Origin of the sequence: Herbaspirillum sp. GCM10030257 (assembly GCF_042666555.1) — a bacterium.
Classification (GTDB): Bacteria; Pseudomonadota; Gammaproteobacteria; order Burkholderiales; family Burkholderiaceae_D; genus Noviherbaspirillum.
In genome coordinates, this window is sequence record NZ_JBHTDH010000012.1 from 18900 (window position 1) to 45224 (window position 26325).

19 protein-coding genes are annotated in these 26325 nt (G+C 57.3%); 7 read left to right on the top strand and 12 right to left on the bottom strand.

Annotated features, from left to right (window positions below):
- Nucleotides 1-19 precede the first annotated feature (19 nt).
- The gene (locus ACFQUU_RS17905; protein ID WP_382249437.1) at nt 20-1261 is read right to left on the bottom strand and encodes an MFS transporter; all 1242 of its coding nucleotides are present in this window, start codon (nt 1259-1261) and stop codon (nt 20-22) included.
- 378 nt (nt 1262-1639) lie between these two features.
- Between ACFQUU_RS17905 and ACFQUU_RS17910 the strand changes: the two genes are divergently transcribed.
- Nucleotides 1640-2407, top strand: a complete 768-nt coding sequence (locus ACFQUU_RS17910) for a 4'-phosphopantetheinyl transferase family protein (RefSeq protein ID WP_382249439.1) — start codon at nt 1640-1642, stop codon at nt 2405-2407.
- A 12-nt stretch (nt 2408-2419) separates the two neighbouring features.
- Here the strand turns inward: ACFQUU_RS17910 and ACFQUU_RS17915 are convergent, their stop codons facing one another.
- Nucleotides 2420-3697 (bottom strand): branched-chain amino acid ABC transporter substrate-binding protein, encoded by a 1278-nt coding sequence (locus ACFQUU_RS17915; RefSeq protein WP_382249440.1) that lies wholly within the window; start codon nt 3695-3697, stop codon nt 2420-2422.
- Between ACFQUU_RS17915 and ACFQUU_RS17920 the strand changes: the two genes are divergently transcribed.
- On the top strand, nt 3696-3821 hold the full coding sequence (locus ACFQUU_RS17920) for a hypothetical protein (RefSeq protein WP_382249442.1): 126 nt from the start codon (nt 3696-3698) through the stop codon (nt 3819-3821). The two genes, ACFQUU_RS17915 and ACFQUU_RS17920, sit on opposite strands and share 2 nt — an antisense overlap.
- Before the next feature lie 61 nt (nt 3822-3882).
- Here ACFQUU_RS17920 and ribA read toward each other — a convergent pair whose 3' ends face one another.
- From ribA to ACFQUU_RS17940, 4 genes are all read right to left on the bottom strand, one after another.
- Nucleotides 3883-4524, bottom strand: coding sequence for a GTP cyclohydrolase II (gene ribA / locus ACFQUU_RS17925; RefSeq protein ID WP_382249443.1), 642 nt, complete (start codon nt 4522-4524; stop codon nt 3883-3885).
- A 120-nt stretch (nt 4525-4644) separates the two neighbouring features.
- Nucleotides 4645-5535, bottom strand: coding sequence for a pirin family protein (locus tag ACFQUU_RS17930; RefSeq protein WP_382249613.1), 891 nt, complete (start codon nt 5533-5535; stop codon nt 4645-4647).
- Nucleotides 5536-5582: 47 nt separating this feature from the next.
- Complete coding sequence (locus ACFQUU_RS17935; RefSeq protein WP_382249445.1) at nt 5583-6464, bottom strand: pirin family protein; 882 nt, start codon at nt 6462-6464, stop codon at nt 5583-5585.
- A 154-nt stretch (nt 6465-6618) separates the two neighbouring features.
- Nucleotides 6619-7239 (bottom strand): FMN-dependent NADH-azoreductase, encoded by a 621-nt coding sequence (locus ACFQUU_RS17940; protein ID WP_382249447.1) that lies wholly within the window; start codon nt 7237-7239, stop codon nt 6619-6621.
- A 104-nt stretch (nt 7240-7343) separates the two neighbouring features.
- Here ACFQUU_RS17940 and ACFQUU_RS17945 point away from each other — a divergent pair, with 104 nt between their 5' ends.
- The gene (locus tag ACFQUU_RS17945; RefSeq protein ID WP_382249448.1) at nt 7344-8255 is read left to right on the top strand and encodes a LysR family transcriptional regulator; all 912 of its coding nucleotides are present in this window, start codon (nt 7344-7346) and stop codon (nt 8253-8255) included.
- A 98-nt stretch (nt 8256-8353) separates the two neighbouring features.
- Here the strand turns inward: ACFQUU_RS17945 and ACFQUU_RS17950 are convergent, their stop codons facing one another.
- Together ACFQUU_RS17950 and ACFQUU_RS17955 are read right to left on the bottom strand one after the other, a co-directional pair.
- Nucleotides 8354-8773: a DUF4148 domain-containing protein gene (locus ACFQUU_RS17950; protein ID WP_382249450.1), complete on the bottom strand. Its 420-nt coding sequence runs from the start codon at nt 8771-8773 to the stop codon at nt 8354-8356.
- A 228-nt stretch (nt 8774-9001) separates the two neighbouring features.
- Nucleotides 9002-9373, bottom strand: coding sequence for a response regulator (locus ACFQUU_RS17955; protein ID WP_382249452.1), 372 nt, complete (start codon nt 9371-9373; stop codon nt 9002-9004).
- A 236-nt stretch (nt 9374-9609) separates the two neighbouring features.
- Here ACFQUU_RS17955 and ACFQUU_RS17960 point away from each other — a divergent pair, with 236 nt between their 5' ends.
- From ACFQUU_RS17960 to ACFQUU_RS17970, 3 genes are all read left to right on the top strand, one after another.
- Complete coding sequence (locus tag ACFQUU_RS17960) at nt 9610-10749, top strand: NAD(P)/FAD-dependent oxidoreductase (protein WP_382249453.1); 1140 nt, start codon at nt 9610-9612, stop codon at nt 10747-10749.
- Between the two features lie 435 nt (nt 10750-11184).
- The gene (locus ACFQUU_RS17965) at nt 11185-13035 is read left to right on the top strand and encodes a putative bifunctional diguanylate cyclase/phosphodiesterase (RefSeq protein ID WP_382249454.1); all 1851 of its coding nucleotides are present in this window, start codon (nt 11185-11187) and stop codon (nt 13033-13035) included.
- Between the two features lie 38 nt (nt 13036-13073).
- A complete protein-coding gene (locus ACFQUU_RS17970) occupies nt 13074-19337 on the top strand; it encodes a HAMP domain-containing protein (protein WP_382249455.1) in 6264 nt (2087 codons plus the stop codon).
- 76 nt (nt 19338-19413) lie between these two features.
- Here the strand turns inward: ACFQUU_RS17970 and ACFQUU_RS17975 are convergent, their stop codons facing one another.
- The 3 genes from ACFQUU_RS17975 to ACFQUU_RS17985 all read right to left on the bottom strand — a co-directional run bounded on the left by ACFQUU_RS17975 (nt 19414) and on the right by ACFQUU_RS17985 (nt 24154).
- Nucleotides 19414-21078 carry a methyl-accepting chemotaxis protein gene (locus tag ACFQUU_RS17975; RefSeq protein WP_382249457.1) on the bottom strand — a complete coding sequence of 555 codons (1665 nt, stop codon included), beginning with the start codon at nt 21076-21078 and terminating at the stop codon, nt 19414-19416.
- Nucleotides 21079-21600: 522 nt separating this feature from the next.
- A complete protein-coding gene (locus tag ACFQUU_RS17980; protein WP_382249459.1) occupies nt 21601-22842 on the bottom strand; it encodes a serine hydrolase domain-containing protein in 1242 nt (413 codons plus the stop codon).
- A gap of 382 nt (nt 22843-23224) precedes the next feature.
- A complete protein-coding gene (locus tag ACFQUU_RS17985; RefSeq protein WP_382249460.1) occupies nt 23225-24154 on the bottom strand; it encodes a D-alanyl-D-alanine carboxypeptidase family protein in 930 nt (309 codons plus the stop codon).
- 231 nt (nt 24155-24385) lie between these two features.
- Between ACFQUU_RS17985 and ACFQUU_RS17990 the strand changes: the two genes are divergently transcribed.
- Nucleotides 24386-25354, top strand: coding sequence for a ketopantoate reductase family protein (locus ACFQUU_RS17990; RefSeq protein WP_382249462.1), 969 nt, complete (start codon nt 24386-24388; stop codon nt 25352-25354).
- A 95-nt stretch (nt 25355-25449) separates the two neighbouring features.
- Here ACFQUU_RS17990 and ACFQUU_RS17995 read toward each other — a convergent pair whose 3' ends face one another.
- The gene (locus ACFQUU_RS17995) at nt 25450-26325 is read right to left on the bottom strand and encodes a M48 family metallopeptidase (protein WP_382249464.1); all 876 of its coding nucleotides are present in this window, start codon (nt 26323-26325) and stop codon (nt 25450-25452) included.

Below are 26325 nucleotides of genomic sequence, written 5' to 3' on the forward strand. Positions count from 1 at the left end.
TGTCTCCGTGATGTTGGATTTATGAACTCGCCTGCCCTTCTTTTTTGGCAAGCTTGATGCTGATGCTGATCGATACGGCAAGCACTCCCAATCCGCCCGCAACGAGGATGTTGCTTGTACCGAGGTATTCAACCAGTACGCCGGCTAATCCGACACCGAGCGACTGACCAAGAAAAAAACATGACGCAAATGCCGACACCGCCGCGCCCCGTCTTTCGGGCGCCATCTGAGTGGCATTGATCTGCAAGGTATTGTGCAGCATATAGAAACCGAGGCCAGCGATAAAACAACCGACGATGGCTACCCACCATGCCGAGGCAATACCGATGCCGATAAGGGATGCTGCGAGGAACACGCCGCCCCAGCGAGACAGGCCGGCTTCTCCCAGCCTCTGCACCATAAGCCTGGACAACAGCGCAAACACAAAACCGCCTAATCCGAACAGCATCACCATGGCGCCGGATGCGGTCAGGGAAAGCCCGAAGGTATGGTGCAGGTGCGAGGCAATGAATGCAAAGGCGCCATACAGGAACGCGCCTTCCAGGAATACCGTCAGCAGGATGCGCCGTGCCCAGGCGCTCTGCAGAATCTGCCTGAACTCGCCAATCATACGTGGAATCGCGGCGCCTTCAACGCGGCGTGTCTGACGCGCATGGACCGGCAATCGCCGGTTCAGCATAAACAGGGCAGCGCCAACCACCGCAAAGATGATGGCCACCATAAAAAACGGCAACCGCCAGTTCTGGACATCGGCTGCGAGGCCGCCCACCAGCACCCCGGTCGCGAGACCGAGGATCTGACCAATCAAAAAACGCGCCAATACCGGTTGTCGGTCCTGATAGGGAATTACGTCGCCGATCCAAGCCATCGCCAGCGGGATTAACGCTGCGGCAGTAGCACCGGACAAGAGACGCGCGCCGAGCAGCCATGAAAATCCGGGTGCCAGCCCACACAACAATGCCGTCAGCGCGCAGGCGACCGATGCGCAGGCAATCACAAAGTATTTGCCATAGCGGTCGCCGAGTGGGCCGAACAGAAGCTGAGAAAAACCGTAGGAAATAGAAAATACGGTAATGACCAGCGATGCATCGCCCAAGCTTACGGCGAACTCGCTGGCCAGTTGTGGCAACATCGGATCCGTGACGCGCAAGATGATGCCGCTGCCAAAAGCGGCAAACGAAAGCAAGGGAACGGCAACGCGGGGGATGGCGGGCTCAGCAGGATGTGTCGTGTTGATGGATTGCGCGTCGGACTGCTTCATGGATCGATGTCTTTTTGAAAGGGCCAGCCTTACGCAAGCTGTCGATGCAAATAATTAGGGGCAGACAGCTTGCATAAGGCAACATAGGGGCAGCCGTGAAATATGGTGCATTGAATGCTTCATTCTAGAGCGAAATGGGAGAATGCGTATTTCGCTCCTTGGACGCTTCCTCCAGTGTTGGGTAAGGAGCAAGGCAGCCTCCGATGGGCAATGGCAATGGATCAAGCCGTGTTCAGTTCCGCGCTGTTGGCAGAACCCAATAACCCAATGACTCGAACCACCCGATGTCAAACGTCAATGGCGCTTCCGCAAAACTCTGCGCTAAACACGGGTTCTGCCGTATGATTGCCTATCCAGTTTTCACGAACGCAAATGGCGATGCCCGCATCTTCTGTCCTGCTCGTTCCGCGTGATCTTCAGGTGCGCGCGGATGATCCATTCCGCTTCGACTATCCTTCCTTGGTCGAACGGCATGCAATTTGTATTGGCCTGACCCTGGAGTGGCGTCATCAGGAATCGCTGCATCAATTTGCACTGCAACATACCCTGCCCGACGAGCATGCGCGTGCCGAGCGCTTTGCGCGTCCCGAAGACGGCCTGCGCAACCTGATCGGTCGCGCCCTGCTACGCAGAGTCGCTTCCCACTATGGAGGCATGGACCGCGCAACCATCATACGCAGCAACACCTGGGGCAAGCCAGAACTACCCGGCTGCAGCGTTGGCTGCAATATCAGCCACGCCGGCATGCAAGTCTGGGTGGCGGTATCGACGTATCCGCATGTCGGGATCGATATCGAGTCCGCCGCTGCGCCGCAGGAGATCCGTGATATTGCGGCAGGATTCCATCCCGATGAAGTGGCTGCTCTGCGGAAGATGCAGGACTCCAGCAGCGCCACCATGCGCTGCTGGAGCCGTAAAGAAGCGATATCAAAAGCAACCGGCCTTGGCGTGTCATTGCCCTTGCGGGCCTATGCAGTCGACTGTGAAGTGCGCCCCTCTTCCTGGCTACGCGTTGCGCCGCCTAAAACTATGCGCGACGACTGGACGACGGTCGATCTGCCGGTCGGAAGAGAGTATGTCGTAGCACTCGCCATTGAAGGACAGGTGACGAAGGTGGATGTCTTGCGACTAAAGCTAATGCCGTGAAGACTAATTCCGTCAAGAAGCGGGACGCTTCATTTTGCATGTTGTCGAAAGCGCCGTTTCCGACAAGGGCAAGTAGCGTTCCGTCTTGAATCCGTAGCCACTTCCCTCGTTGTCGAACCGGACCGATCCATCAGAGGTTTTGCGCATCACCGACACATAAAGCGGCTGAAGCAACTGGTGATCCTCCACGCGCATGGTCGCTTCATGGAAGGCGTTCTTGAAGCGCGCGCCTTCCAGTGCCTGCGCCACTGCACCGGCTTCCGTACTGCCAGCCTTTTCAATCGCCGTGGCAAGCATCTCAATCATCAAATGCATGCGCAGATGGACATAATCGTCTTCAGGCTGCGGATACCGCTGGCGGAAATCCTGATAATACGCGTCGCTTGAGGAGTTCTTGATGCCCTGTCCGGTATTCGGATGCCATTCCGCGACGGCGCGCACACGACCTACGCCAGCGTCTCCGATCGCCGCTGGCGCACCGAGCCCGTTTCCATAGAAGGTATAGAACTTGACGTTGAGACCACCTTCTTTCGCCGCCTTGACTAGTAGCGTGAGGTCGTTGCCCCAGTTGCCGGTGACGATGGTATCGGCACCGCTGGCCCGGATCTTGGCGATGTAGGGTGTAAAGTCCTTGATCTTGCCAATGGGATGCAACTCGTCGCCGACGATGGCGATGTCGGGGCGCTTGCGAGCCAGCTGGCTACGTGCTGATCGTGCAAGCTGCTGGCCGAAGCTGTAGTCCTGGCCGATCAGGTAGGCGCGCTTGGCACTGGCATCGTCCTTGATGACTTCGGTCAGCGCATGCATGCGCATGTCGGCGTTGGCATCGAATCGAAAATGCCAGAAACTGCATTTTTCGTTGGTGAGCGCCGGATCCACCGCGGAATAATTCAGAAACAGCATGCGCTGATCCGGCATGCGCGCATTATGCTTTTCGACGCCATCGATCAGCGCTGCCGCCACAGCCGAGCTATTGCCCTGCACGACAAAGCCGATTCGCTGGTCGGACAGTTGCCGCAAGGCGATCAGAGATTCTTCAACGCCTTGCTTGTTGTCGATGGCAATCAGGGCAAGCGGATGCATACCGTCGGGCAGTTTCACCCCGCCCCTGGCATTGATGCGTTCTATGGCGTACTGCAGGTTACGCATCACCGCCTGGCCGGCATTGGCAAAGGAACCCGACAAGCCGTCAATCATGCCGATGCGTATGGCGTCAGCGGACTGGCTTGCGCCGGATGCGGCAAGCATCGCGGCAAGCACGGTGATTTTGATGCAAGAAAACTTGAACATGGACTGGATAGGTGAAAGTTTGAAGCAGGCGGCAATCTACCACGCCGGGAGCAGCGTAAAGAAGGCACGTCGCCACGCCATCCGCGTTACGCTGAAAAACCGGACGTCCGATGCCAAGGTTTGAATCCATCTGGCACTTTGTTCTCGCGCTTCGTGCTGCTTCGTATTTATAGGTGCTTTGATGCTTATTCGAAGTCGAGCATATGCCCCAGTTTTTCCTGCTTGGTGCGCAGGTAGGCAATATTGTGCGGGGTATGCGCGGTCAGCATCGGCACCCGCTCGGCAATCAATACGCCGTAGTCGGCGAGCTTTTTCATCTTGCGGGGATTGTTCGTCATCAGCCGGATCGACTTGACGCCAAGGTGGCGCAGGACGTGCGCGGCGACTTCATAGTCGCGGATATCGACCGGTAGTCCGAGGTCGAGGTTGGCCTCGACCGTGTCACGTCCCTGATCCTGCAATTGATAGGCCTTGATCTTGTTGGCGAGTCCGATGCCGCGACCTTCGTGGCCACGCAAGTAGACGACAACACCCTGTCCTGCCTCGGCGATACGCTTAAGCGCGGCATCGAGCTGTTCGCCGCAATCGCAGCGCATCGAACCAAGCACATCGCCGGTCAGGCACTCGGAATGCACACGTACCAGTACACGGTCCTGGTCCTTCAGGTCTCCCTTGACAATTGCGACATGCTCCACCGTCTCGCCGACCGGCTGATAGACGTGAATGCGGAATTCCCCATGCTTGGTCGGCAGAAGCGACGATGCGACGTGGTCAAAAATCTTGTCGGAGCCGGCTGCCGCCGTTTGTTGCTCTCCGTTGTTGTTCATTCTGAAATATCCTAGGCCTGTCATCGAGATGCGCCGTCACGGCCCGGATCGGCGGCGCATGCTGTGAAATGAACGCGCTGGCCGGCGGCGAAGCAAAATCCGGCAGAGCGACTCGCAAGTTTAACTGAAAGCCTCTGGCGCTTTGGGTTCGTCAGGCAGCGGAATCCGTTCAGTTTCATCCGGGACCTTGCCAAACTGCTGCGTCCGCCATCTTTCCTTGGCTTCTTCGATCGCTTCCCGGCTGCTGGCGACAAAATTCCACCAGATGAAGCGGTCGCCATCCATGGCTTGGCCGCCCAGCAGCATGAGACGCGTTTGCGTTACAGCCTCTATTGTAGTTTCTTGCGCGTCGGTCAGCACGGCCATGTGCTTTTCTGCAAGCTCGGTGCCGCCGATACGAACCGCGCCACTGACTAAATAAATGCCACGCTGCGGGTACTCGGCAGGCAGGCGGAACTGCGCGCCGGCCTCCATCTCGACCGCTGCATAAAACATCTCGGAAAAAGTCTTGGCCGGCGCGCGCTTGCCGAATGCGCTACCCGCTATCAGGCGCAGACGCACGCCGGGAGAATCGATCTGGGGAAGTGTCGCTGCCGGATGGTGTTCGAATGCCGGTTCGGTAGTTTCATGCTCTTTTGGCAATGCGATCCAGATCTGGATGCCCTGCAGCGTGCCGCCGCTCTTGCGCAAGGCGTCCGGTGAGCGTTCGGAATGAGCGATGCCGCTACCCGCGGTCATCCAGTTGACGTCACCTGGACGGATCTCTTGTACCGTGCCCAGCGAATCGCGATGCAGGATCGCGCCTTCGAACAGATAGGTGACAGTGGCAAGGCCAATATGAGGATGCGGGCGGACGTCGAGTCCCTTACCCGGCGCGAAGACCGCCGGTCCCATATGGTCGAAAAAGATGAATGGCCCAACCATCTTGTGCGGATGGCTGGGCAACAGGCGGCGGACCATAAATCCGTCGCCGAGATCTTTCTCATGCGGTTTAATCAGGGCAAATGGCATGCTCATAGTTCGCGTTCCTCACAAGTCGTTTGCCCGACATTATCCGCTTAACTGGCCGATTGCGTGAACTTGCCGCTCTGGAAGTCGGCAATCGCCTGCTCGATTTCCTCAACGGTATTCATCACAAACGGGCCATACTGCGCGACAGGCTCACGCAGCGGTTTGCCGGCCAGCAAAAGGAAACGCGCACCGCCATCGTCTGCAGTGACTTCCACCTGCTCACCGGGCGACAGGATGCCGGCACTACGCGTCTTCAGCGGCCGTGGTGCATCTGCCGAACCAATCTTGACACTGCCCTCGAAGGTATAGAGAAAGACGTTATGACCGGCATCCACCGGATGGCTGAAAACGGCGCCCGCAGGCAGTTCAACGTCGAAATACACCGGCTCGGTCGACAAACCCTGGATCGGACCTGGTACGGACTTGCCGTCCAGTTCCAGCGTGCCGGCAATCACCTTGACCTGACCGCCATTCGGCAAGCTCACCACTGGAATGTCGGTAGCGGGAATATCGCGATATCCGGCAGGCTTCATTTTCTCCTTGGCCGGCAGGTTGATCCATAACTGGAAGCCGCGCATGCGGCCTTCTTCCTGCTGCGGCATTTCAGAGTGCACGATTCCTCGACCGGCTGTCATCCACTGGACGCCGCCGGTCATCAGCTCACCCACGTTACCGAGATGATCTTCATGCCGCATATGGCCATCGAGCATATAGGTCACGGTTTCGAAGCCACGGTGCGGGTGAGCCGGGAAGCCGGCGATGTAATCGCCCGGGTTCTCGGATGAAAACTCGTCCAGCATCAGGAAAGGATCGAGGCGGGTACCCTGTCCTTGCCCGAGCGTGCGGCGCAGTTTCACGCCGGCGCCGTCGGAAGTGGCAAGTCCTTCGATCACACGTTGCAGGGTTCGGGAAGTCACAGTAGTAGTCATGGCATTCTCTTTCTTTGTCGCCGGCCCGCCTCATGACGGACCGGACTCGTTGATTGCACAGTCAGATGCTTAAGGTATTGCTTCGGCCGCTACGATCGCTCAGCGACGCGGGAGATTCAGAGGTCCCGCCCTTCCCGGCCTTGGCCTTGTACAGTCAGGCTGCGGAGCGCAGCGGCTCGGCAAGTTGCTGGATCGCGGCGCCAGCGTTTGCCAGTGCATTCTGCTTCGGTGCCTCGCCCATTGCCAGACCTTCAGCATAGACAAACTCCACGTCAGTCATTCCCAGAAAGCCCAGGAAATCGCGCACATAGCTTGTCTGGCTGTCGCGTGCCGTGCCTGCATACATGCCGCCACGGGCCGCCAGTACGTAGACTTTCTTGCCGGTCAGCAGACCGACCGAACCGTTTTCTGTATAACGGAACGTGACGCCAGCACGCGCGATATGATCAAAATAGGCTTTCAGCGTCGACGGAATACCAAAGTTATACATAGGCAAACCGAGCACGATCACGTCTGCGCTGCGCAATTCATTGATCAGTGCATCCGAAAAGTCGACAATGGCTTGCTGCTCGGCATTGCGGTCTTCAGGCTTTGTCAGGAAGGCGCCGAAACGCTCACCGTCGAGGTGAGGGACTGGCTCGGCTGCCAGATCACGTACCCGTACTTCGGTTTGCGGATTCGCTTTTGTCCAGGCTGCCACGAACTTGTCGGTGAGCTGGCTGGATTGGCCGTTACCGGCAAACAGGCTGGAGTTGATCTTCAGTAGTGTAGTCATTCTGTTTCTCCTCAATTTGGTTGGGTGAGTTCATTAAACTATTTATTGAGTCGATAAAAAAGTAGAATAATTAGCTCAAACCTATCTATTGAACTGATAAAAGCATGGAAAACCAGTACATCACACTGGAGCAATGGCGCACTCTGATCACCGTTGTGGACACCGGCGGCTACGCCCAGGCGGCGGAAGTCCTGCATAAAAGCCAGTCCTCGGTGACGTATGCGGTGCAGAAAATTGAAAGCTTGCTGGGCGTGAAGGCGTTTGAAATCCAAGGACGAAAAGCCATCCTGACGCCAACGGGCCAGTTTCTTTACCGGCGGGCAAAAACTTTACTTGAAGAATCCAGCGCTTTGGAGCGGGCCGCCAGGCGCTTGTCCGCTGGCTGGGAAGCCGAGATCCGGATTGCAGCAGAAATGATTTTTCCGACCTGGCTGTTACTTGGCTGTCTGGAGAAACTGGGGCACGAAAGCCCGCAGACAAGAATCGAACTGGTTGAATCAGTACTCGAAGGCACCACTGAGGCCCTGCTGACCGGCAAAGTCGACCTCGCCATCGCGAACCGCGTGCCACCTGGATTTTTGGGCGCGCAACTGATGCGCTTGCGCTTCATTCCCGTAGCCAGTCCGGGGCATCCGCTGCATGCTCTCGGCCGTGAGGTGACCATGGAGGACTTGCATGCGCATCGCCATCTCGTCATCCGCGAATCCGGGTCGCGGCGCGATACGCGGGTAGCGTCGCTTGAAGCACCGCAACGATGGACTGTCAGCCATATTGCCACCTCTATCGAGGCTGTCAAAATGGGCTTCGGCTTTGCGTGGTTTTCGGAGGAAAAGATTTTGAACGAACTGCGCGACGGCACTCTCAAGCCGCTGCCGATGGAGAACGGCGGAGAACGCTTCACTGATCTTTACCTCGTGTTTGCCGATGTCGACAGCGCGGGCCCGGGAACACGACGGCTAGCAGAGATCATTCGCGAAGCTGTGGAGACGGAATGCATGCGGTACCAGGATTTGTGACAAAAACTTAAATGAAAAAAGCCAGCCTCGAATCGGCTGGCTTTTTTAACGGGCGACGTCAACAGTACTAAAGCGCTCAGCGCTCTAACGCAATGTCATTAGCCGCCAATTGTCGTGCCGAGGGTTCCGGCAGTTTGCTGCATTTCTTCACGTACTTCGGCGCGGGTCTTACCGGACACCAGATTAACGTGCTCAACAAACTCGGGTCGGCGGCTCAGGATCGCCTGATCATATGTCGTCTTCTGTGCGACGCGAGCCTGTGCACGCGGTGCTGCAGGCGTTGTCGACGCAGTCGGTGCGGTGGATGAGGTCAATGCAACGCGAGTGTACTCGACGAACTCGGGAGCATGGGTAATCTGGCCTTGTGCATTTGCCTGCGCAAGTTCTGCCTTGACCTCGGCACGAGTCCGGGTCGATACAAAGTTGCTGAACTCGTCAAACTCCGGATTGCCTTGTGCGAAAGTCGAACCGGCAGCGGCAAACAGGGCAACAGCAGCGAAGATAGTCTTGGTGTTCATGTTCATTCTCCAAAAGTCAATGTTGGTTAGTGCGGGCTCGGCGGTAAGAAAGACAGTTGGTTGTCCGTCGGGTCCTGCCTCGGTGAGCCGCACTTGTTTTGTTGTGTGCTCATCGATGAAGCACAGTCTATAGGCTTCAATTCACACAAAAAACCCTGCTTTTGGCAATAAACTATTTCGAAAACAAAAACAATCAGCTTGAAATGAAGAACCTCTTTGGCTACTTGTCTACTTCTGCTTGTCGCAGATGGTATTGACCTCCGCAAGGAAGGTCTTGAAGTCGATCGGCTTTTCAATGTAACCGTCACATCCGGCGGCAAGTATGCGTTCGCGGTCACCTTTCATGGCGGACGCTGTCAGGGCAACGATGGGGATATGCGCGGTCTCCGGAGTGGACTTGATGACGCCGGTCGCCTCCATGCCATCCATATCAGGCAATTGCATGTCCATGAGTATCAGGTCCGGCTGTTCTGCCTGCGCCATGGCGATGCCTTTGCGTGCATCTTCAGCCTGAAGCGGAGAATGTCCGGCGCTCTTCAAAAGCAGAACCGACAGTTTCATGTTTGCGGGCGAGTCTTCGATGATCAGTATGCGAGCCATTTTGAATTTGGTCAGTTTCGGTCAGTAGCGGTTCAGTCAAGTTACGCGCTCAACGCTTGGGAACGCTTTGACAAATGCATGCAGGAAACCGCCTTTGCATGTTGTTGCTGGTACGCCATGCACGACGGAAGGGGGACATGTATTCTACCTTCGCTTGCTTCTGCAAGCTGACACCATGCGAGCGATAATCAGATAACCATCGCATGGCGATTAAGTAGAACCCTAAAGGAAGCGATATGAGCGCAGCGGACAGCTTGAAGGCGGATTACATCATCATCGGTGCCGGCATTGCCGGTGCGTCCATTGCCTATTGGCTGGCGCCACATGCAAACGTCATCCTGCTTGAACAGGAATCCCAACCCGGCTATCACAGCACGGGTCGCTCCGCTGCACTGTTCATGGAAAGCTATGGTCCTCCGCAGGTCCGCGCACTGACCTGCGCCAGCAGGTCATTCCTCTCGTCGCCCCCTGCAGGCTTTACCGAGCATCCCATTCTCTCACCACGAGGCGCACTCATGGTCGCCATGCATGGCCAAGAAGATTTGCTCGACGAGCACGACACGATTGTTCGTTCGGTTTCGGACCTGGCCCGTCGCCTGCAACCGGATGAAGCACATGCGCTGGTGCCTGTGCTGCGACGCGAATTGCTGCTCGGCGCAGTGTATGAACCGGACGCCTCGGACATCGATGTGCATGCGCTGCACCAAGGCTATCTGCGTGGCGCACGTCATGCAGGCGCCACGCTGTTGTGCGACGCCGGCGTCAGGGCGATGGAATACGCAAATGGCGCATGGCGCGTTGACGCAGGTGGCAAGCAGCTGGAAGCACCCGTTGTGGTCAATGCGGCCGGCGCTTGGTGCGATGTCATCGCGGAGATGGCTGGCGCGAAAAAAATCGGCCTTGTGCCTATGCGCCGCTCGGCATTCACCTTCTCGCCGCCTGAAGGAGTCGATGCGTCGCGCTGGCCGATGTTTATCGGCGTCGATGAATCGTATTACGTGAAGCCGGACGCCGGCATGCTGCTGGGTTCGCCCGCCAATGTCGACCCTGTGCATCCGCACGATGTACAGGCCGAAGAACTTGACATCGCGATTGCAATAGACCGTATTGAGACAGTGTCAACATTGACAATACGCCGGCCTCAACATGTTTGGGCAGGCTTGCGTTCCTTTGTCGCCGATGGGAGTTTCGTCGGCGGTTTTGACAAAGACGTTCCGGGCTTTTTCTGGGCTGCCGGCCAAGGCGGTTACGGAATTCAGTCCTCCGCTGCCGCTGGCGAACTCTATGCAGCACTGTTACGCGGCAAGGATGTACCGTCACATATCGAGAAATTTAACGTTGATCTGAAACAACTAAGTCCTACCCGGATTCGCTGATGATTCATACGGGCAATGTTGCATACAGCCACGAAACGCACGCAATTAAAATTGCGTTTTAGCAGAATGTAAACGTTTAGATTTCCGTGCGTAAAGGTTTTACGGCTTTTATTTACACGCATCAACTTCTTTCCATCTTTTACGCTTTTTCTCCGTGACATCGGGAACAATGCTACCGGTGCTCCTTCTAAACGTACCTGGTGTCCAGTCGCAAGGAAACGTTTATCCAACGAAATTTCCGAGCGGGAAATCTGGTGGCGCCGATACCGAAACATTCACGCCGGAAGCGTTTTTTCGCTGACTCACCGCATGATGCCGAAGTCTCTTCGGTCGGATATCGCTGCGCCGTTACCGGCCGTCAACAACCCTGACGGCTTGGACAAGTGATTACCTACTGAGACCGCCTCAATGCCGCGGCTCCGAGCGAGAATAAAAGTGCGCAAACCAAAAATACTACTAGTCAACGATCATCCTGCCAGCCTACTCGCCCTCAAGACTCTTCTTGTCAACTCACCCCAGGGAAAAGAATACGACCTTGTCACAGCAACTTCCGGCGCCGAGGCGCTGCGGGCAGTGCTCGACCATGAATTCGCTGTGATTCTGCTGGATGTCAGCATGCCTGGCATGGACGGGTTCGAAACCGCAGAAACCATTCATTCCCATCCGCGTTCTTCGTCAGTCCCGATCATTTTCATTACCGCGCATTACGCTGATGAAATGAACCGCCTCAAAGGTTACCTGCATGGTGCAGCGGACTACCTGATCAGTCCCGTCATTCCACAAATTCTCCAAAGCAAGATTGCGGTGTTCATCGAACTCGCACGCAAGAACCTTGAACTGGAATCGCAAAAGGAAGAACTGGCAATGATGAATCGCGACCTGCAGGTACAACAGATGCAGGACCTCAAACGCATTAATGCCGCACTTGAATCCGAGATCATCGAACGCCGCCAGGCCGAAGAGCGCGCCCACGAACTGGCGACGCGCGATCCGCTGACCGGCCTGATGAACCGGCGCTCACTGACGGACAGGCTGGAACATGCAATCGCCATGGCAGCGCGTCATGGGCAACGGCTGGCGCTGCTCTTCATGGACCTGGATAAATTCAAAAGCATCAACGATACCCTCGGCCATGATGCCGGCGATGACTTGCTCCTGCAGGTTGCGGACCGCATTTCCGCTTCGGTGCGCGAGTCCGATATCGTCGCGCGCCTTGGCGGCGATGAATTTGTCGTACTGATGGAAGTACTGCCTTCGTATGCGTCAGCCGCAGAAGTCGGCAGAAAGATCGTATGCGCTCTCGAGAAACCATTCCAGATTCAAGACCAGCATATCGGCTCGCAGAATGTCAAGACCTCTGCCAGTGTCGGCATCGCGCTCTACCCGCAAGATGGCAATTCCATGCATTCGCTCATGCGCAGCGCCGACCTGGCGATGTACCACGCGAAGCAGGAACGGCGCGGCAGCATCCAGTTTTTTCACGAAGAGCTCAATGTGCGTATGCTGGAACGTTCACAGCTTGAACATGAACTGCAGCATGCACTGGAAAACAACGAGTTCGAACTGTATTACCAACCCAAGATCGAAGCACACAACGGACGCATTGCCGGCGTCGAAGCATTGCTCCGCTGGCACCATCCGCGTCTCGGCCTGCTCAGCGGCGGTCAGTTCATCAGCGCCGCGGCAGACACCGGCCAGCTCGTCTCCATTGGCGAATGGGTCATCGGCGCAGCGTGCGCACAGTCGCGATTGTGGCAGGATGCGGGTATGTCCTACCCCTCCCTGCCAATCGCTGTCAATGTCGCGATTCCGCAGATCTACGCTGATCTTCCCGAAGTGATCGAGCGCCAGCTGCGCAAGCATGGTGTTCCACCGTCCAGCCTGCAACTTGAAATTACCGAATCACTCGTTATCCGCGATGTCGAGAAGGCGACTGAAGTGCTGCGCGAAATCAGCGAGAGCGGTATCACGATCGCCATCGACGATTTCGGTACCGGTTACTCTTCCCTGTCGGTGCTGAAAGCGCTGCCAATCGATATCCTGAAGATCGACCAATCCTTTGTCCGCGATCTCGGCAAGGACCTTGGCGACCACGCCATCGTAGAAGCCATCGTCAACATGGCACGCGCACTCGCTTTGCGCGTCGTTGCCGAAGGCGTGGAAACCTTTGAACAGCTGACCATCCTGCGCGAGCTCGGCTGCGATGAACACCAGGGCTATTACTACAGCCGCCCTCTTCCCGCGCAGGAATTCGCCGCGCAGATGCTGCACTTCAGTGCCGCCTGAGCACTTGCCCGCACGTCCCTCTCTTTAAGAATTGCTCCATGGATATGAGAACTGAAACGCATGACGAATTAGACGTCAAGGTACTGCTTGCGACCTTGAGAGCGCTGAAGAAAGGCGATTTCACCGCGCGCATGCCTGCAGACTGGACCGGTCTTGCAGGCAAGGTTGCCGACCTGCTCAACGACATCATCGAAATGAATCAGAACATGACGGAGGGCATCACCAATGTGAGCCGCGTCGTGGGACGAGAAGGTCGACTCACACATCGGGCATCAATGCCGAACTTGTCCGGCGGCTGGGCCATCATGGTGAAGTCGATCAACACACTGATCGATGACCTGGTGCGTCCTACCAACGAGATGGCGCGCGTCATTGGCGCCGTGGCGAAAGGCGATTTGTCGCAAACAATGTCTCTCGACGTCGATGGGCGACCGCTCAAGGGACAGTTCCTGCAATCGGCGACAACGGCTAACACCATGGTCGATCAGCTCGGATCGTTTGCTTCCGAGGTGACGCGTGTGGCGCGCGAAGTCGGTACCGAAGGCAAGCTGGGCGGCCAGGCCAATGTGCCAGGCGTGGCGGGCACCTGGAAAGACCTCACTGACTCGGTGAACTCGATGGCGGGCAACCTGACATCGCAGGTACGTAACATTGCGGACGTAACGACCGCCGTCGCGAATGGCGACTTGTCAAAGAAGATCACCGTGGACGTGCGTGGCGAGATTCTGCAGCTCAAGGACACGATCAACACGATGGTGGATCAGCTGCGCTCCTTCGCTTCGGAGGTGACCCGCGTGGCGCGTGAAGTAGGTACCGAAGGTCGCCTTGGCGGCCAGGCGTATGTGCCCGGCGTTGGCGGGACGTGGAAAGACCTGACCGATAACGTTAACTTCATGGCGTCGAACCTGACGGGCCAGGTGCGTAACATTGCGGAGGTCACAACCGCTGTGGCGAATGGCGATCTCTCGAAGAAAATTACGGTGGACGTCAAGGGCGAAATTCTTCAACTGAAAGACACCATCAACGTGATGGTGGACCAGTTATCGTCCTTTGCGTCTGAAGTGACCCGCGTCGCGCGTGAAGTCGGCACCGAAGGCAAACTCGGCGGTCAGGCGCATGTAAAGGGTGTCGCAGGTACATGGAAAGACCTGACCGATTCGGTGAACTCGATGGCGGGCAACCTGACCGGCCAGGTACGAAACATTGCCGATGTGACAACCGCGGTAGCAAACGGTGATCTCTCCAAAAAAATCACCGTCGACGTCAAGGGTGAAATCCTCGAACTGAAAAACACCATCAATGTGATGGTGGACCAGCTGAACTCCTTCGCCTCCGAGGTGACCCGCGTGGCGCGTGAAGTCGGTACCGAAGGCCGTCTCGGCGGCCAGGCCAATGTGCCCGGCGTTGCCGGCACCTGGAAAGACCTGACCGACTCAGTGAACTCGATGGCCGGCAACCTGACCGGCCAGGTACGAAACATCGCCGACGTGACGACAGCGGTAGCGAACGGTGATTTGTCCAAGAAGATCACGGTCGACGTCAAGGGTGAAATTCTCGAGCTGAAAAACACCATCAATACCATGGTGGACCAGCTCAGCTCCTTTGCATCGGAAGTAACTCGCGTGGCCCGCGAGGTGGGCACAGAAGGCAAACTCGGCGGCCAGGCTTACGTACCAGGTGTCGGCGGCACGTGGAAGGATCTGACCGACAACGTCAACTTCATGGCATCCAATCTGACGGGTCAGGTGCGTAACATCGCTGAGGTAACGACGGCGGTTGCACGTGGCGACCTGTCCAAGAAAATCACCGTCCATGTCAAAGGTGAGATCCTTGAACTGAAAGACACCATCAACGTGATGGTGGACCAGCTTTCTTCGTTCGCATCGGAAGTAACCCGTGTAGCGCGCGAAGTGGGTACCGAAGGTAAGCTGGGTGGCCAGGCCAATGTGCCGGGCGTGGCGGGCACTTGGAAAGACCTGACCGACTCGGTGAATTCGATGGCGGGCAACCTGACGGCGCAGGTACGTAACATTGCCGACGTGACGACCGCCGTAGCGAACGGCGACTTGTCGAAGAAAATCACGGTGGACGTGCGTGGCGAAATCTATGAATTGAAAAACACCATCAACGTGATGGTGGATCAGCTGAACTCGTTTGCGTCGGAAGTGACGCGCGTGGCCCGCGAAGTGGGCACCGAAGGCAAGCTCGGCGGCCAGGCGCAGGTAAAAGGTGTCGGTGGCACATGGAAGGATCTGACCGACAACGTGAATTTCATGGCGTCGAACCTGACCGGTCAGGTGCGTAATATCGCGGAAGTGACAACGGCAGTAGCGAGGGGCGATCTCTCCAAGAAAATTACGGTTGACGTCAAGGGCGAAATTCTTGAGCTGAAAAACACTATCAACGTGATGGTGGACCAGCTTTCTTCCTTCGCATCGGAAGTAACCCGCGTAGCGCGGGAAGTAGGTACCGAAGGCAAGCTGGGCGGCCAGGCGAACGTATCCGGCGTTGCAGGTACCTGGAAAGACTTGACGGATTCGGTGAACTCGATGGCGGGCAACCTCACCGGCCAGGTGCGTAACATTGCCGATGTGACGACTGCGGTAGCGAACGGCGACCTGTCACGAAAAATTACGGTTGACGTCAAGGGCGAGATTCTTGAACTGAAGAACACCATCAACGTGATGGTGGACCAGTTACGTTCCTTCGCCTCCGAGGTGACCCGCGTGGCGCGTGAAGTCGGTACCGAAGGCCGTCTCGGCGGCCAGGCCAATGTGCCAGGCGCATCCGGTACATGGCGCGACCTGACCGACAACGTGAATTTCATGGCTTCCAACCTGACGGGGCAAGTGCGTAACATCGCAGCGGTGACCACGGCAGTCGCACGTGGCGACCTGTCCAAGAAGATCACCGTGGATGTCAAAGGCGAAATCCTGGAGTTGAAGGATACGATCAACGTGATGGTGGACCAATTGTCGTCATTCGCCTCTGAAGTAACCCGGGTAGCGCGTGAGGTAGGCACCGAAGGCAAGCTGGGCGGACAGGCGCAAGTCGAGGGCGCAGCGGGCACCTGGAAGGATCTGACCGATAACGTGAACTTCATGGCAGCGAACCTCACCGCGCAGGTACGTGGTATCGCGGGCGTGGTGAGTGCGGTGGCCAAAGGTGACCTGAAGAAGAAGCTGACGGTGGCAGCACGCGGGGAAATGGCGACGCTCGCCAATACCATCAATGAGATGACCGACACATTGGCCGTGTTCGCCGATCAGGCTACCACCGTGGCGCGTGAGGTCGGTGTGGAAGGCAAGCTGGGCGGACAGGCGAGCGTGCCGGGTGCATCGGGCACCTGGAAGGACCTGACGGAGAACGTCAACCAGCTCGCAGCGAATCTGACCAACCAGGTGCGTGCGATCGCGGAAGTGGCAACCGCCGTGACGCGCGGCGACTTGTCCCGGTCGATCCAGGTGGAGGCACGCGGCGAGGTGTCCTACCTCAAGGACAACATCAATGAGATGATCCGCAACCTCAAGGAAACAACGCAAAAGAATGCACAGCAGGACTGGCTGAAAACCAACCTTGCGCGCTTCACACGATTGCTGCAGGGTCAACGCGATCTGCAGACAGTATCCGCCCTGATCCTTTCCGAACTGGCGCCGCTGGTGTTTGCCCATCATGGCGTGTTTTACATGATGGACTCGGCGCAGGAAGACGCGCACTTGCACCTCATCGCAAGTTACGGCTTCCGTTCGGCCAACAATATTCCGCGTTCCTTCCGCCCTGGCGAAGGCCTGGTGGGACAGTGCGCTCTGGAAAAACAGCGTGTGTGGCTGACCAACGTGCCGCGCGATTACGTCGTCATTTCGTCCGGGCTCGGTGCGGCGCCACCAACCAATATCGTGGTCTTGCCTATCCTCTTCGAACAGCAGGTCAAGGCCGTGATCGAGATCGCGTCGCTGGAACGCTTTACCGAAACACACCTGAATTTCCTCGATCAACTGATGGAAACGATCGGTGTCGTGCTCAACACGATCGAAGCCAACAGTCGTACCGAGAGCCTGCTGATCCAGTCACAATCGCTGGCGCAGGAACTTCAGCAGACCAACCTGGAGCTGGCGGAAAAGGCACGCCTGCTGTCCGATCAGAATATCGAGGTGGAGCGCAAGAACTTTGAGGTGGGACAGGCCAAGCTGGCGCTGGAAGAAAAAGCAACGCAATTGGCCCTGTCGTCCAAGTACAAGTCGGAGTTTCTTGCGAATATGTCGCATGAGCTCCGCACGCCGCTCAACAGTCTGCTGATCCTTGCGCAGCAGTTGAGCGACAACCCGGACAGGAACCTGACCGATACCCAGGTTGAGTTTGCCAAGACGATCTATGGATCGGGCAGTGACCTGCTTACCCTGATCAACGATATCCTGGACCTGTCGAAGATTGAATCCGGCACGGTGACGCTGGAAATGAGCGATTACCGCTTCGAGACCATGCGTGCTTATGTCGAGCGGACCTTCGGTCACATGGCGGAGGCCAAGAAAATCCAGTTCTCGGTTGAGCTGGACGGCACCTTGCCGGCCGCGATGCGGACGGATACGACGCGCCTGCAGCAGATCCTAAAGAACCTGCTGTCCAATGCGTTCAAGTTCACTTCACACGGTCAGGTGTCGCTGCATATCGGCATTGCTCATAGTGGGTGGACCAGCGATCATCCTACGCTGTCGCATGCCGATGCCGTGCTTGCTTTCGCGGTCACGGATACCGGCGTCGGTATTCCGGGCGACAAGTTGCAGCTGATCTTTGAAGCATTCCAGCAAGCCGACGGCAGCACCGCCCGCAAGTACGGCGGCACCGGCCTAGGCCTGTCGATCAGCCGTGAACTTGCGCGCCTGCTGAGCGGTGAAATCCGGGTGGAGAGCGAGGTCGGCGTCGGCAGTACCTTTACCCTTTACCTCCCCTACCTGGGTGATGGCGTCATCGACGTCGAACCGCATCAGCCAGCGGCGCTTCCGGCACCGATGCAGGACGAGAAGCAGCATGGCAACGCTGTGCTGACCAGGGAACAACTGCACGTCACGACGTCGAGCGATTCCGAAGACAACGAGCGTCCGTCCGATGACCGCGCATTGGTATCGCCCGGCGATCCGGCTGTGTTGATTGTGGAAGATGACGAAGAAGTCGCGCGTGCCCTGCTCGATCACGCACGCGAACGCAACTTCAAGGGTATCGTGACGCGCCAGGCCGACTCAGCGCTGGCATTGACGCGCGATTATCTCCCGACTGCGATCCTGCTTGATCTCGATCGCATGGAAGACGATGGCTTCACGGTCCTGAACCGTCTCAAGCGCGACCCTGGTACGCGGCATGTGCCGGTACATGTTCTCTCGCAGGCCGATGGGCGCGAACGCGCGTTGCGCGACGGTGCATTTTCTTATCTGCAGAAGCCGGTCAGTGTGGATCGTCTGCAGGAGGAACTCCTGCGTATCCAGAATTACGTCACCAGCGGCAAGCGACATCTGCTTGTGGTGGAAGACAATGAAGTGCAGCGCGACGCAGTCGTCGATCTGATCGGTGGAAACGACGTGGAGATCGAAGCCGTCGCTACCGGGCAGGAAGCGCTGCATCACCTGCGCCGGCAGCAGTTCGACTGCGTGGTGCTTGATCTACAGTTGCCGGACATCGACGGCTTTGCCCTGCTTGAAGAAATCGGAAACGATCCTTCATTAAGCGATCTGCCGGTAATCGTCTATACCGCTTCGGAGCTTACCACCGAGGCGATCGACAAACTGCAGCGTATCGCCAAGACCGTCGTGCTGAAGGACGCGCGTTCGCCGGAAAAGCTGGTGGCCGAAACGGCGCTGTTCCTGCATCGGCCGCATGCGGGCCTGCCGGAACGTCAGCGCAAGATGCTTGACGACGCTCATGCATCGGATACCAGCCTTGCAGGACGCAAGGTGCTGATCGTTGATGATGACCTGCGCAACATCTTTGCATTGAGCTCGGTGCTTGAGCGTCAGCACATGAAAGTGCTGTATGCGGAAAACGGTCGCGACGGCATCGAAGTTCTGCAATCGGATCCCTCGATCGAGATTGTCCTGATGGACATCATGATGCCGGAAATGGATGGCTACGATACGATGCGTGCCATTCGCCGTATCCCGCGCTTCAAGTCGCTGCCGATCATTACGCTGACAGCAAAAGCAATGAAAGGTGACCGCGATAAGTGTATTGCGGCAGGCGCATCGGACTACATCACCAAACCGGTCGATGCAACGCAGCTGCTGTCATTGATGCGCGTCTGGATGCCACGGTAATTTGAAATAACAAATAGAAAGCGGGTGAATGGCATAAACCATTCACCCGCTTTTACGTTTAACAGCACGAAAGTAATTAAGCCCGGTTTGACAACGCAGGGCGCTTTGATGCCTGTACCGCTACGGCTGCTGGTTTTGGCTTTGCGGGTGTGATGTCGACCACTTGCCGCGCAGGATCATGAACCATACTACCTGCCGCGCTGACGTCAAACGCCGCCACGGTTTGGCCCAATCCGGCCGCGCGGTGCTGCATCGCCGCGGCTGCGGCAGCGGCCTCTTCCACCAGCGCAGCGTTATGCTGTGTCATTTCGTCCATGGTAGCGATGGCACGATTGATCTCTTCAATGCCGACGCTCTGTTCCTGGCTGGCCTCGGTAATTTCATTCATGATGTCGGCGACATGCTTGACGGCAGCGACAATCTCTTCCATCTGTCGCCCCGCGTCATCGACCAGTGCATTGCCGCTATCGACTTTTTTCACCGAGTCGCTGATCAGGTCCTTGATTTCTTTTGCAGCCTGTGCGGAGCGCTGTGCAAGCGTTCTCACTTCCGAGGCGACCACCGCAAAGCCCCGGCCCTGTTCGCCTGCCCGGGCCGCTTCGACCGCTGCGTTTAGCGCGAGGATGTTGGTCTGGAAGGCGATACCGTCAATCACGCCGATGATGTCGACAATCTTGCGCGAGCTTTCTTTGATCGAACTCATGGTGTCCACCACCCTGCCGACCACTTCTCCACCCTTTACCGCCGACTCGGATGCGGACTGCACCAGCTCATTTGCCTGGTGCGCGTTTTCTGCATTGTTCTTGACGGTCGATGTCAGTTCTTCCATCGAGGACGCTGTTTCTTCCAGCGCGCTGGCCTGTGATTCGGTACGGGTCGACAGGTCGGCATTGCCGGCCGAAATCTCGTTCGATGCGGCGCTGATTTCCTCCGTGCCAGCGCGGACCTGGCTCACAATGCGCGACAGGCTCTCATCCATTTCCTTGAGCGCCTGTAGCAGCTCGCTGGTTTCGTCCTTGCCCTGCACACGGATCTGAGCACCCAGCTTGCCGGCGGCGACACGTTTGGCGACACCAACCGCGTCGCGCAGTGGCAAAGTGATGCTGCGCGTCGTAAAGATCGAAAGAATGCTGCCAAGGATGACTGTCAGCACGGCCGTGAACGCAAGGATCATGGTCATGCGGCGACCGGATGCCTCGGTCTCTTCTATGAGCTGATCGACGGCTTTCTGCTGCATGGCGACCAGCTTGTCGATTTCCACGATCGCCTTCTGGTTGAGAGGATCGATGCCCGTAGAGATAATTTTGCCGGCGGATTCGTTTGCGTATTCCTTGACCTTTTGGATCGCTTCACGAAACGGCGCTTCGCTTTGCTTGTCGAGATCTGCGATGGTGGCAACGATTGCCTTTTCTTCAGCGCTCAGGCCGAGTGCAAGCAGTTTTTCCTTGGCTTCCTGAAAGCGCTTGCGCTGTGCTTGTGCTTTGGCTTCCTCGCGCTGCATCTCCGGGGTCGAGTATTGCAGCCCGACGTTACGCATCGCGATTCCGCCTTCAAGCAAGGCGCCACGCATCGTATTGGCGAGCACGGCTTTAGCATTCGCGTACTTCATGCCGGAGTTTTGCGCATGTCGCGCATTGGCGCTGATGAGGATATCCGCGCCGAGCACACACACCAGCAACACTAAAATGATGCCGAAACCAATACCCAGCCGTGTGCCGATTTTTACCGACCGTAAATTCATGCCATGTCTCCCGTTTCCCGTTGCCTGCCGCAATGGTCGCGCCTGCCTGGCTTGAATGCCTGGTCGATTGATTGAAGCGCTGATTCCTGTAATGGGATCGCACCAATGCGTGATGCCGTTGCGGCTATCGTGCAAGTGTTCCTGATTACCCAGCAGGCTCAGTGTAGCCTAGCCCTGTATTATTTTCCATACGGCAAATACACACAGCGACAGAGGGAGACGGGCGAGTGTACGGATTTTGAACGCTTCTCCGTTAGCCGCCGGAATGGTACTGAACACCTTGTCTGAATAGCATTCAGAAACGCGTCGCGAAGTGATCACGGGCTACCAGCACTCTGTGTTGACTGTCTACTTCTCAGACACCGGCAATGAGTGACTGAAAATCAGGCAGAAGGATAATGTTGCAGAGCCGCATCAGTCGTGTTGTGGTGCCCCCCGCCAAGCGGCGCTGCGGTGTTGAATAGTCGATGGAAAAGTCGATGCACAGCATGGCTGGAGAAGAGACACCAAAGCGCAAGCGATCTAATTTAAGGCGGCATACACAAGATTCCGGAATAACTGCCGGTAATACGTCCGCTGCTCGGGGGCTTGCATCATGAAAATCGCGAGGAGATTTTCTTGCGGATCGATCCAGAAGTAGGTTCCTGCGAGGCCGCTCCATGTGTAATCACCAACGGATCCAGGCATGATTGCCATGCCGCTCGCAGTGCGTACCGCAACGCCCAGGCCGAAGCCGTAACCTGGTCCGGGCAGATAGTTTTGCCCCGCTTTCGCACCCGGCAGTTCCGACAGATGGTCGTTGGTCATCAGTCTCACCATGGCACGCGACAGGATACGCACGCCGTCGAGTTCGCCTCCATTCGCCAGCATCTGCGCAAAGCGCAGATAGTCATGTACGGTCGACATCATGCCACCACCGCCGCTGAGAAAGTTCGGACGCCGGCGCGGTTGATTCATTCGTACTTCCACACCCGTCATGGGATCAACAGGATAAGCTTCGGCGATCCGATGGTGCTGCGACTCTTCCACCCAGAAGCCGGTATCGCGCATGCCCAGCGGCTCCAGGATATTCTGCGCCAGGAAGCGGTCAAGCGTCATGCCGGAAACGCGTTCCAGCAGTATGCCGAGCACGTCGGTTGCGTTGCTGTATTCCCATACGGTACCCGGCTGATAAAGCAGCGGAAGCTGGCTGATGGCTTTGACGAATTCATCGCTGCTCCAGCGCGGATTGCCAATGCCGGCCTTGCGATACTCGGCCTTGACCAGCGAATCGCCGAAGATACCGTAGGTCAGACCGGAGGTATGACGCAGCAGATCCTGTACCGTGATGTCGCGGCGCGCGGGTTCGAGACCAAGTGCGTGCGTGCCGTCGGCGGACAGTCGTTCCACGCCGACCTGCATGCGGGTGAACTCAGGCATGTAAGTCGAGATCGGATCGCTCAACAGGAGGCGTCCCTGTTCGACCAACATCATTGTGCCGACGGAGACTATGGGCTTGGTCATGGAATAAATGCGGAAGATCGTATCCAGCGACATTGGCGTTCCCTGTGCCGGATCTTGCAAGCCGAGCGCCTTTTCATAGGCCACCTCGCCGCCGCGCGCAATCAGCATCACCGCGCCCGGGATACGTTTGGCGTCGATATCCTGCTGAATACGGCGCGTCAAGGTGTCCAGTCCAGTCGCGTAAAAGCCTTCTGCTCCGGCGTTTTGCTTGTTCATCGTTGCCTCTTCCTGTTGGTCAATCGTGGCGGTGGCCGAAGCCATGCGTATGCGTAGAATCGAACGGTCGTTTTTATTCTAGCGGATTCAAGCACGACATGTTTTAACCAGACCGGGCACTGGCAAAACCCGGATCACCACCTAACGGAAGCTTTGCATAGATCCCGACACGGCAATCCACGAACCCTCATGCCATCAAATATCCGTATCCATGTGAACTTCTGCACCGCGGGATCGACGCATTGGTGCAGGGCGTGCGCCAGACGGTGCGGAGCTGCAAGAGCAGCATGCAATGCCAGAAAAGACAGCGACGAAAGTCTTCCCACCACTGACGCCGGCCTATTGGCCACAAGCGACACCAACCAGCGACACCAAATAAAAATGGACCGTGAACGGTCCATTTTTAGTCAGGTCAAGCCTCGTCGATTTACATCGTCGGACGTTTCTTGCGTGCCTTGGCACTGATCGCCTTGCCGCCGCCTTTGGCCTTGACCAGCATCACTGAACCCTGTTGGCCACGAGCCTTGCGCGACGACGCGCGCGGAACGGCCGCCCGAGCGATCAGCGGAGGCTCCCCCGTCAGCAGACGCTGCACATTTTCCGCATCCACCATGCGCGCTGCGCCTTCCTTGGCATTGAGCAGCACAACGATCACACGCTTGCCCGCAGCCTGGAAACGCATGACCAGGCAACGACCTGCTTCCCTGGTAAAGCCGGTTTTCGACAGCAGGATATTCCAGCCGTCACGGCCGACCAGGCGGTTAGTATTGTGGTACTGCACCATGCGACCATTCATGTCGAGCAGGTCACCGGTTTCGGTCGTAATCTGACCAATTTCCGGATAATGCGAGGCCGCCGTGACCATCTTCACCAGGTCAGCGGCGGTCGAGCGATTGTGCGGCGACAGACCGGTTGGCTCTTCAATCACGGTGTTGCGCATGCCGAGCGCATTGAGCTTTTCCCTGACCGCGGCGACAAAGCCGGCATGGCTACCCGGGAAAGTGCGGGCTAGTGCGGCGGCGGCGCGGTTATCCGATGACATCAGGGCCAGTTCCAGCAAGGCTTGGCGGGTCAGCACCGTACCGACCGGCACACGGGATGAACTGTGTTTGAGGGTATCCACGTCACTCTGATCGATGGTGATCAGCTCGTTCATGTCCAGCTTGGCATCCAGGATGGCCATGGCCGTCATGACCTTGGTGATCGAAGCGATCGGAACCACGTCATGGGCATTTTTTTCGAGCAATACAATACCGGAGTCCTCCTCGAACACGAGCGCGTGCTGGGAACTCAACGGAACTGCAAATGCGGACGCGGCCGTGCTCAGCAGCAGCGCCATCAGGGTTTTCTTGAACATGGAGGTGCCAAAATGAAAAAGTTGTCTTACGGCACCAATCATATCTGCTAAATGGATCGCAAGGTTTGCCTTAAAGCATTGAATTACACAAATTTTTTCAAATGTTGCTTATGCGTCTTAAAGACTTTTCAAGGCACCCGTTCGACGCGCGCGATCGCCGTCCGGCGCGACCGTCGCCTTCCCGATACAATCGGATGGAAAATTGATCGCTTACCGAATGAAAGGAATGTCGTGAGCTCGTCCGCTTCCCCTGCTTCACAAACGACGAGGGTTCTCGTTGTCGGCGCCGGCGCCATCGGCAGTTTTTATGGAGCCCTGCTGCAGTCGTACGGTGCCGATGTATCGGTGGTGTGCCGGTCCGAACTTGAGACCGTGCGCAAGGATGGCTTTCATATTGAAAGCAAGCGGCTGGGTGATCGGGTATTCCGGCCGGTGCAGACTTTGGCGACTGTCACCGACTACCAGGGCGGGCCGCCCGATTTTCTTCTGCTCAGCGTCAAAGTGGTTGAAGGCACTGACCGTGCGGCCATGATCCGTGATGCGGTCGGCCCCCGGACTGCCATCGTACTGATCGAGAATGGTGTCGAAATCGAAGAGGAAATCGCCGAGGCCTTTCCCGACAATGAACTGATCAGTGTGCTCGCCTTCGTCCAGGTCAGCCGCGTTGCCCCGGGCAAGGTGAAACACTACGCATTCGGCGACCTCACCTTTGGCAACTATCCTTCCGGTCTCAGCGAACGCAGTCGCCAACTGGCCGCCATGCTCGACAGTGGCGGTATCCGCTGCACGCTGACCGAAAACGTCGTCACGGCACGCTGGCAGAAGTGCCTGTGGAATGCGGTCTTCAATCCGATCTCGGTACTGGGCGGCGCGCTCGATACCGGGCATATCCTGTCGGGCAAGGTGGGCGAAACTTTTGTCCGTACGGCCATGCGGGAAGTCTGCGCCGTTGCGGCGGCAACCGGTCATCCGCTGCCGGAGACCCTGATCGACCAGTACATCGAAGGCACGCGCAAAGCGCCACCGTACAAGACCAGCATGGCGCTTGACTATGAAAACAAGCGTCCGATGGAAACCGAAGTCATCCTTGGGAATGCGGTACGCGCGGGCCGGCGTGAAGGCGTTGCCATTCCTGCACTGGAAAGTCTGTATGCGCTGATGAAGATGGTGGAAATCAAAGAAGCAGCGTCGCGCGCATAGCAAACCCGCCGAAATGCGTCCTCGAAACTGGGAGACACAGCGTGTCTCCCGTTGCACTCTGAATTAACCGTTTGAGCTGCCTGTTCAAACGCCTGTTACTTCCGGAAGTCCGCCAGCCTGACACTGACCGGCTGCCCAAGCGATCCCGGCAGCGTGTCAAAGCGGTCTCCCATCAGGCGATCGAGCATGCCGATACGCGCCGCCGGTGCAGGATGCGTCTTGAACAGCAAGGAAAATTCACCGTCCGAAGCACTCTGGGCCTGCAAGGTCTGTAACACCGCAGGCAGGCCAAACGCGTCGAAACCCGCGCGCGCGGCGATCACGACGCCAAGACGGTCCGCCTCGAATTCATCCTCTTTATCCAGGCCGCTTGCATACAGTTTGCGCCCCACGTTCATGAGTGCATTGCGAGCCTCGTTGTTACCACTCTTGTTAGCTGCGTTGATGAAGTCGCCAAGCAGGGCGACGCCAGCGTTCTTTTGCACCGCCCGCAGATGATGTCTTTTCAACACGTGACCGATCTCATGCGCAAGCACGCCGGCCAGTTCCGCCTCGTTACGCATGCGCGCGATCAGTCCACGCGTCACGAAGACATGCCCTCCGGGAGTGGCAAAGGCATTGAAGCCTGCATCCTCGATCACACCAAAGGTCCAAGGCAGATCCGGTCGCTCGGTCTGCATCGCGAGCCAGCGGCCCAGCGTATTGATGTAGCGCTGCAACGCCGGATCGGCGACCAATGGCTTGGCGCCAAGCAGCGTGGAAGCGAATTCCTGGCCGATACGGACTTCTTCCGCCTCATCAGGCTCTCTCGACGCCTTGGTCAGGTTGCTGACGGTATTCCCGATATTGAGTCCACCGAGTTTGTCACCGAGCTTGCCCAGGCCGGGCAGGGAAAACGGCAGCTGCGCAGAAGCGGATATCGCTGTAGCGGCAAGCACGGCACCCAACATCAACTTGGAAAGGTGGCGCAT

Bases quoted from the DNA above. Each gene is read 5' to 3' on its own strand.
- ACFQUU_RS17940 (WP_382249447.1), bottom strand. From the start codon at position 7,239: ATGACTACACTACTGAAGATCAACTCCAGCCTGTTTGCCGGTAACGGC.
- ACFQUU_RS17915 (WP_382249440.1), bottom strand. From the start codon at position 3,697: ATGTTCAAGTTTTCTTGCATCAAAATCACCGTGCTTGCCGCGATGCTT.
- ACFQUU_RS17970 (WP_382249455.1), top strand. From the start codon at position 13,074: ATGGATATGAGAACTGAAACGCATGACGAATTAGACGTCAAGGTACTG.
- ACFQUU_RS17920 (WP_382249442.1), top strand. From the start codon at position 3,696: ATGGACTGGATAGGTGAAAGTTTGAAGCAGGCGGCAATCTACCACGCC.
- ACFQUU_RS17955 (WP_382249452.1), bottom strand. From the start codon at position 9,373: ATGGCTCGCATACTGATCATCGAAGACTCGCCCGCAAACATGAAACTG.
- ACFQUU_RS17975 (WP_382249457.1), bottom strand. From the start codon at position 21,078: ATGAATTTACGGTCGGTAAAAATCGGCACACGGCTGGGTATTGGTTTC.
- ACFQUU_RS17905 (WP_382249437.1), bottom strand. From the start codon at position 1,261: ATGAAGCAGTCCGACGCGCAATCCATCAACACGACACATCCTGCTGAG.
- ACFQUU_RS17910 (WP_382249439.1), top strand. From the start codon at position 1,640: ATGCCCGCATCTTCTGTCCTGCTCGTTCCGCGTGATCTTCAGGTGCGC.
- ACFQUU_RS17945 (WP_382249448.1), top strand. From the start codon at position 7,344: ATGGAAAACCAGTACATCACACTGGAGCAATGGCGCACTCTGATCACC.
- ACFQUU_RS17995 (WP_382249464.1), bottom strand. From the start codon at position 26,325: ATGCGCCACCTTTCCAAGTTGATGTTGGGTGCCGTGCTTGCCGCTACA.
- ribA (WP_382249443.1), bottom strand. From the start codon at position 4,524: ATGAACAACAACGGAGAGCAACAAACGGCGGCAGCCGGCTCCGACAAG.
- ACFQUU_RS17980 (WP_382249459.1), bottom strand. From the start codon at position 22,842: ATGGCTTCGGCCACCGCCACGATTGACCAACAGGAAGAGGCAACGATG.
- ACFQUU_RS17960 (WP_382249453.1), top strand. From the start codon at position 9,610: ATGAGCGCAGCGGACAGCTTGAAGGCGGATTACATCATCATCGGTGCC.
- ACFQUU_RS17985 (WP_382249460.1), bottom strand. From the start codon at position 24,154: ATGTTCAAGAAAACCCTGATGGCGCTGCTGCTGAGCACGGCCGCGTCC.
- ACFQUU_RS17935 (WP_382249445.1), bottom strand. From the start codon at position 6,464: ATGACTACTACTGTGACTTCCCGAACCCTGCAACGTGTGATCGAAGGA.
- ACFQUU_RS17950 (WP_382249450.1), bottom strand. From the start codon at position 8,773: ATGAACACCAAGACTATCTTCGCTGCTGTTGCCCTGTTTGCCGCTGCC.
- ACFQUU_RS17930 (WP_382249613.1), bottom strand. From the start codon at position 5,535: ATGCCATTTGCCCTGATTAAACCGCATGAGAAAGATCTCGGCGACGGA.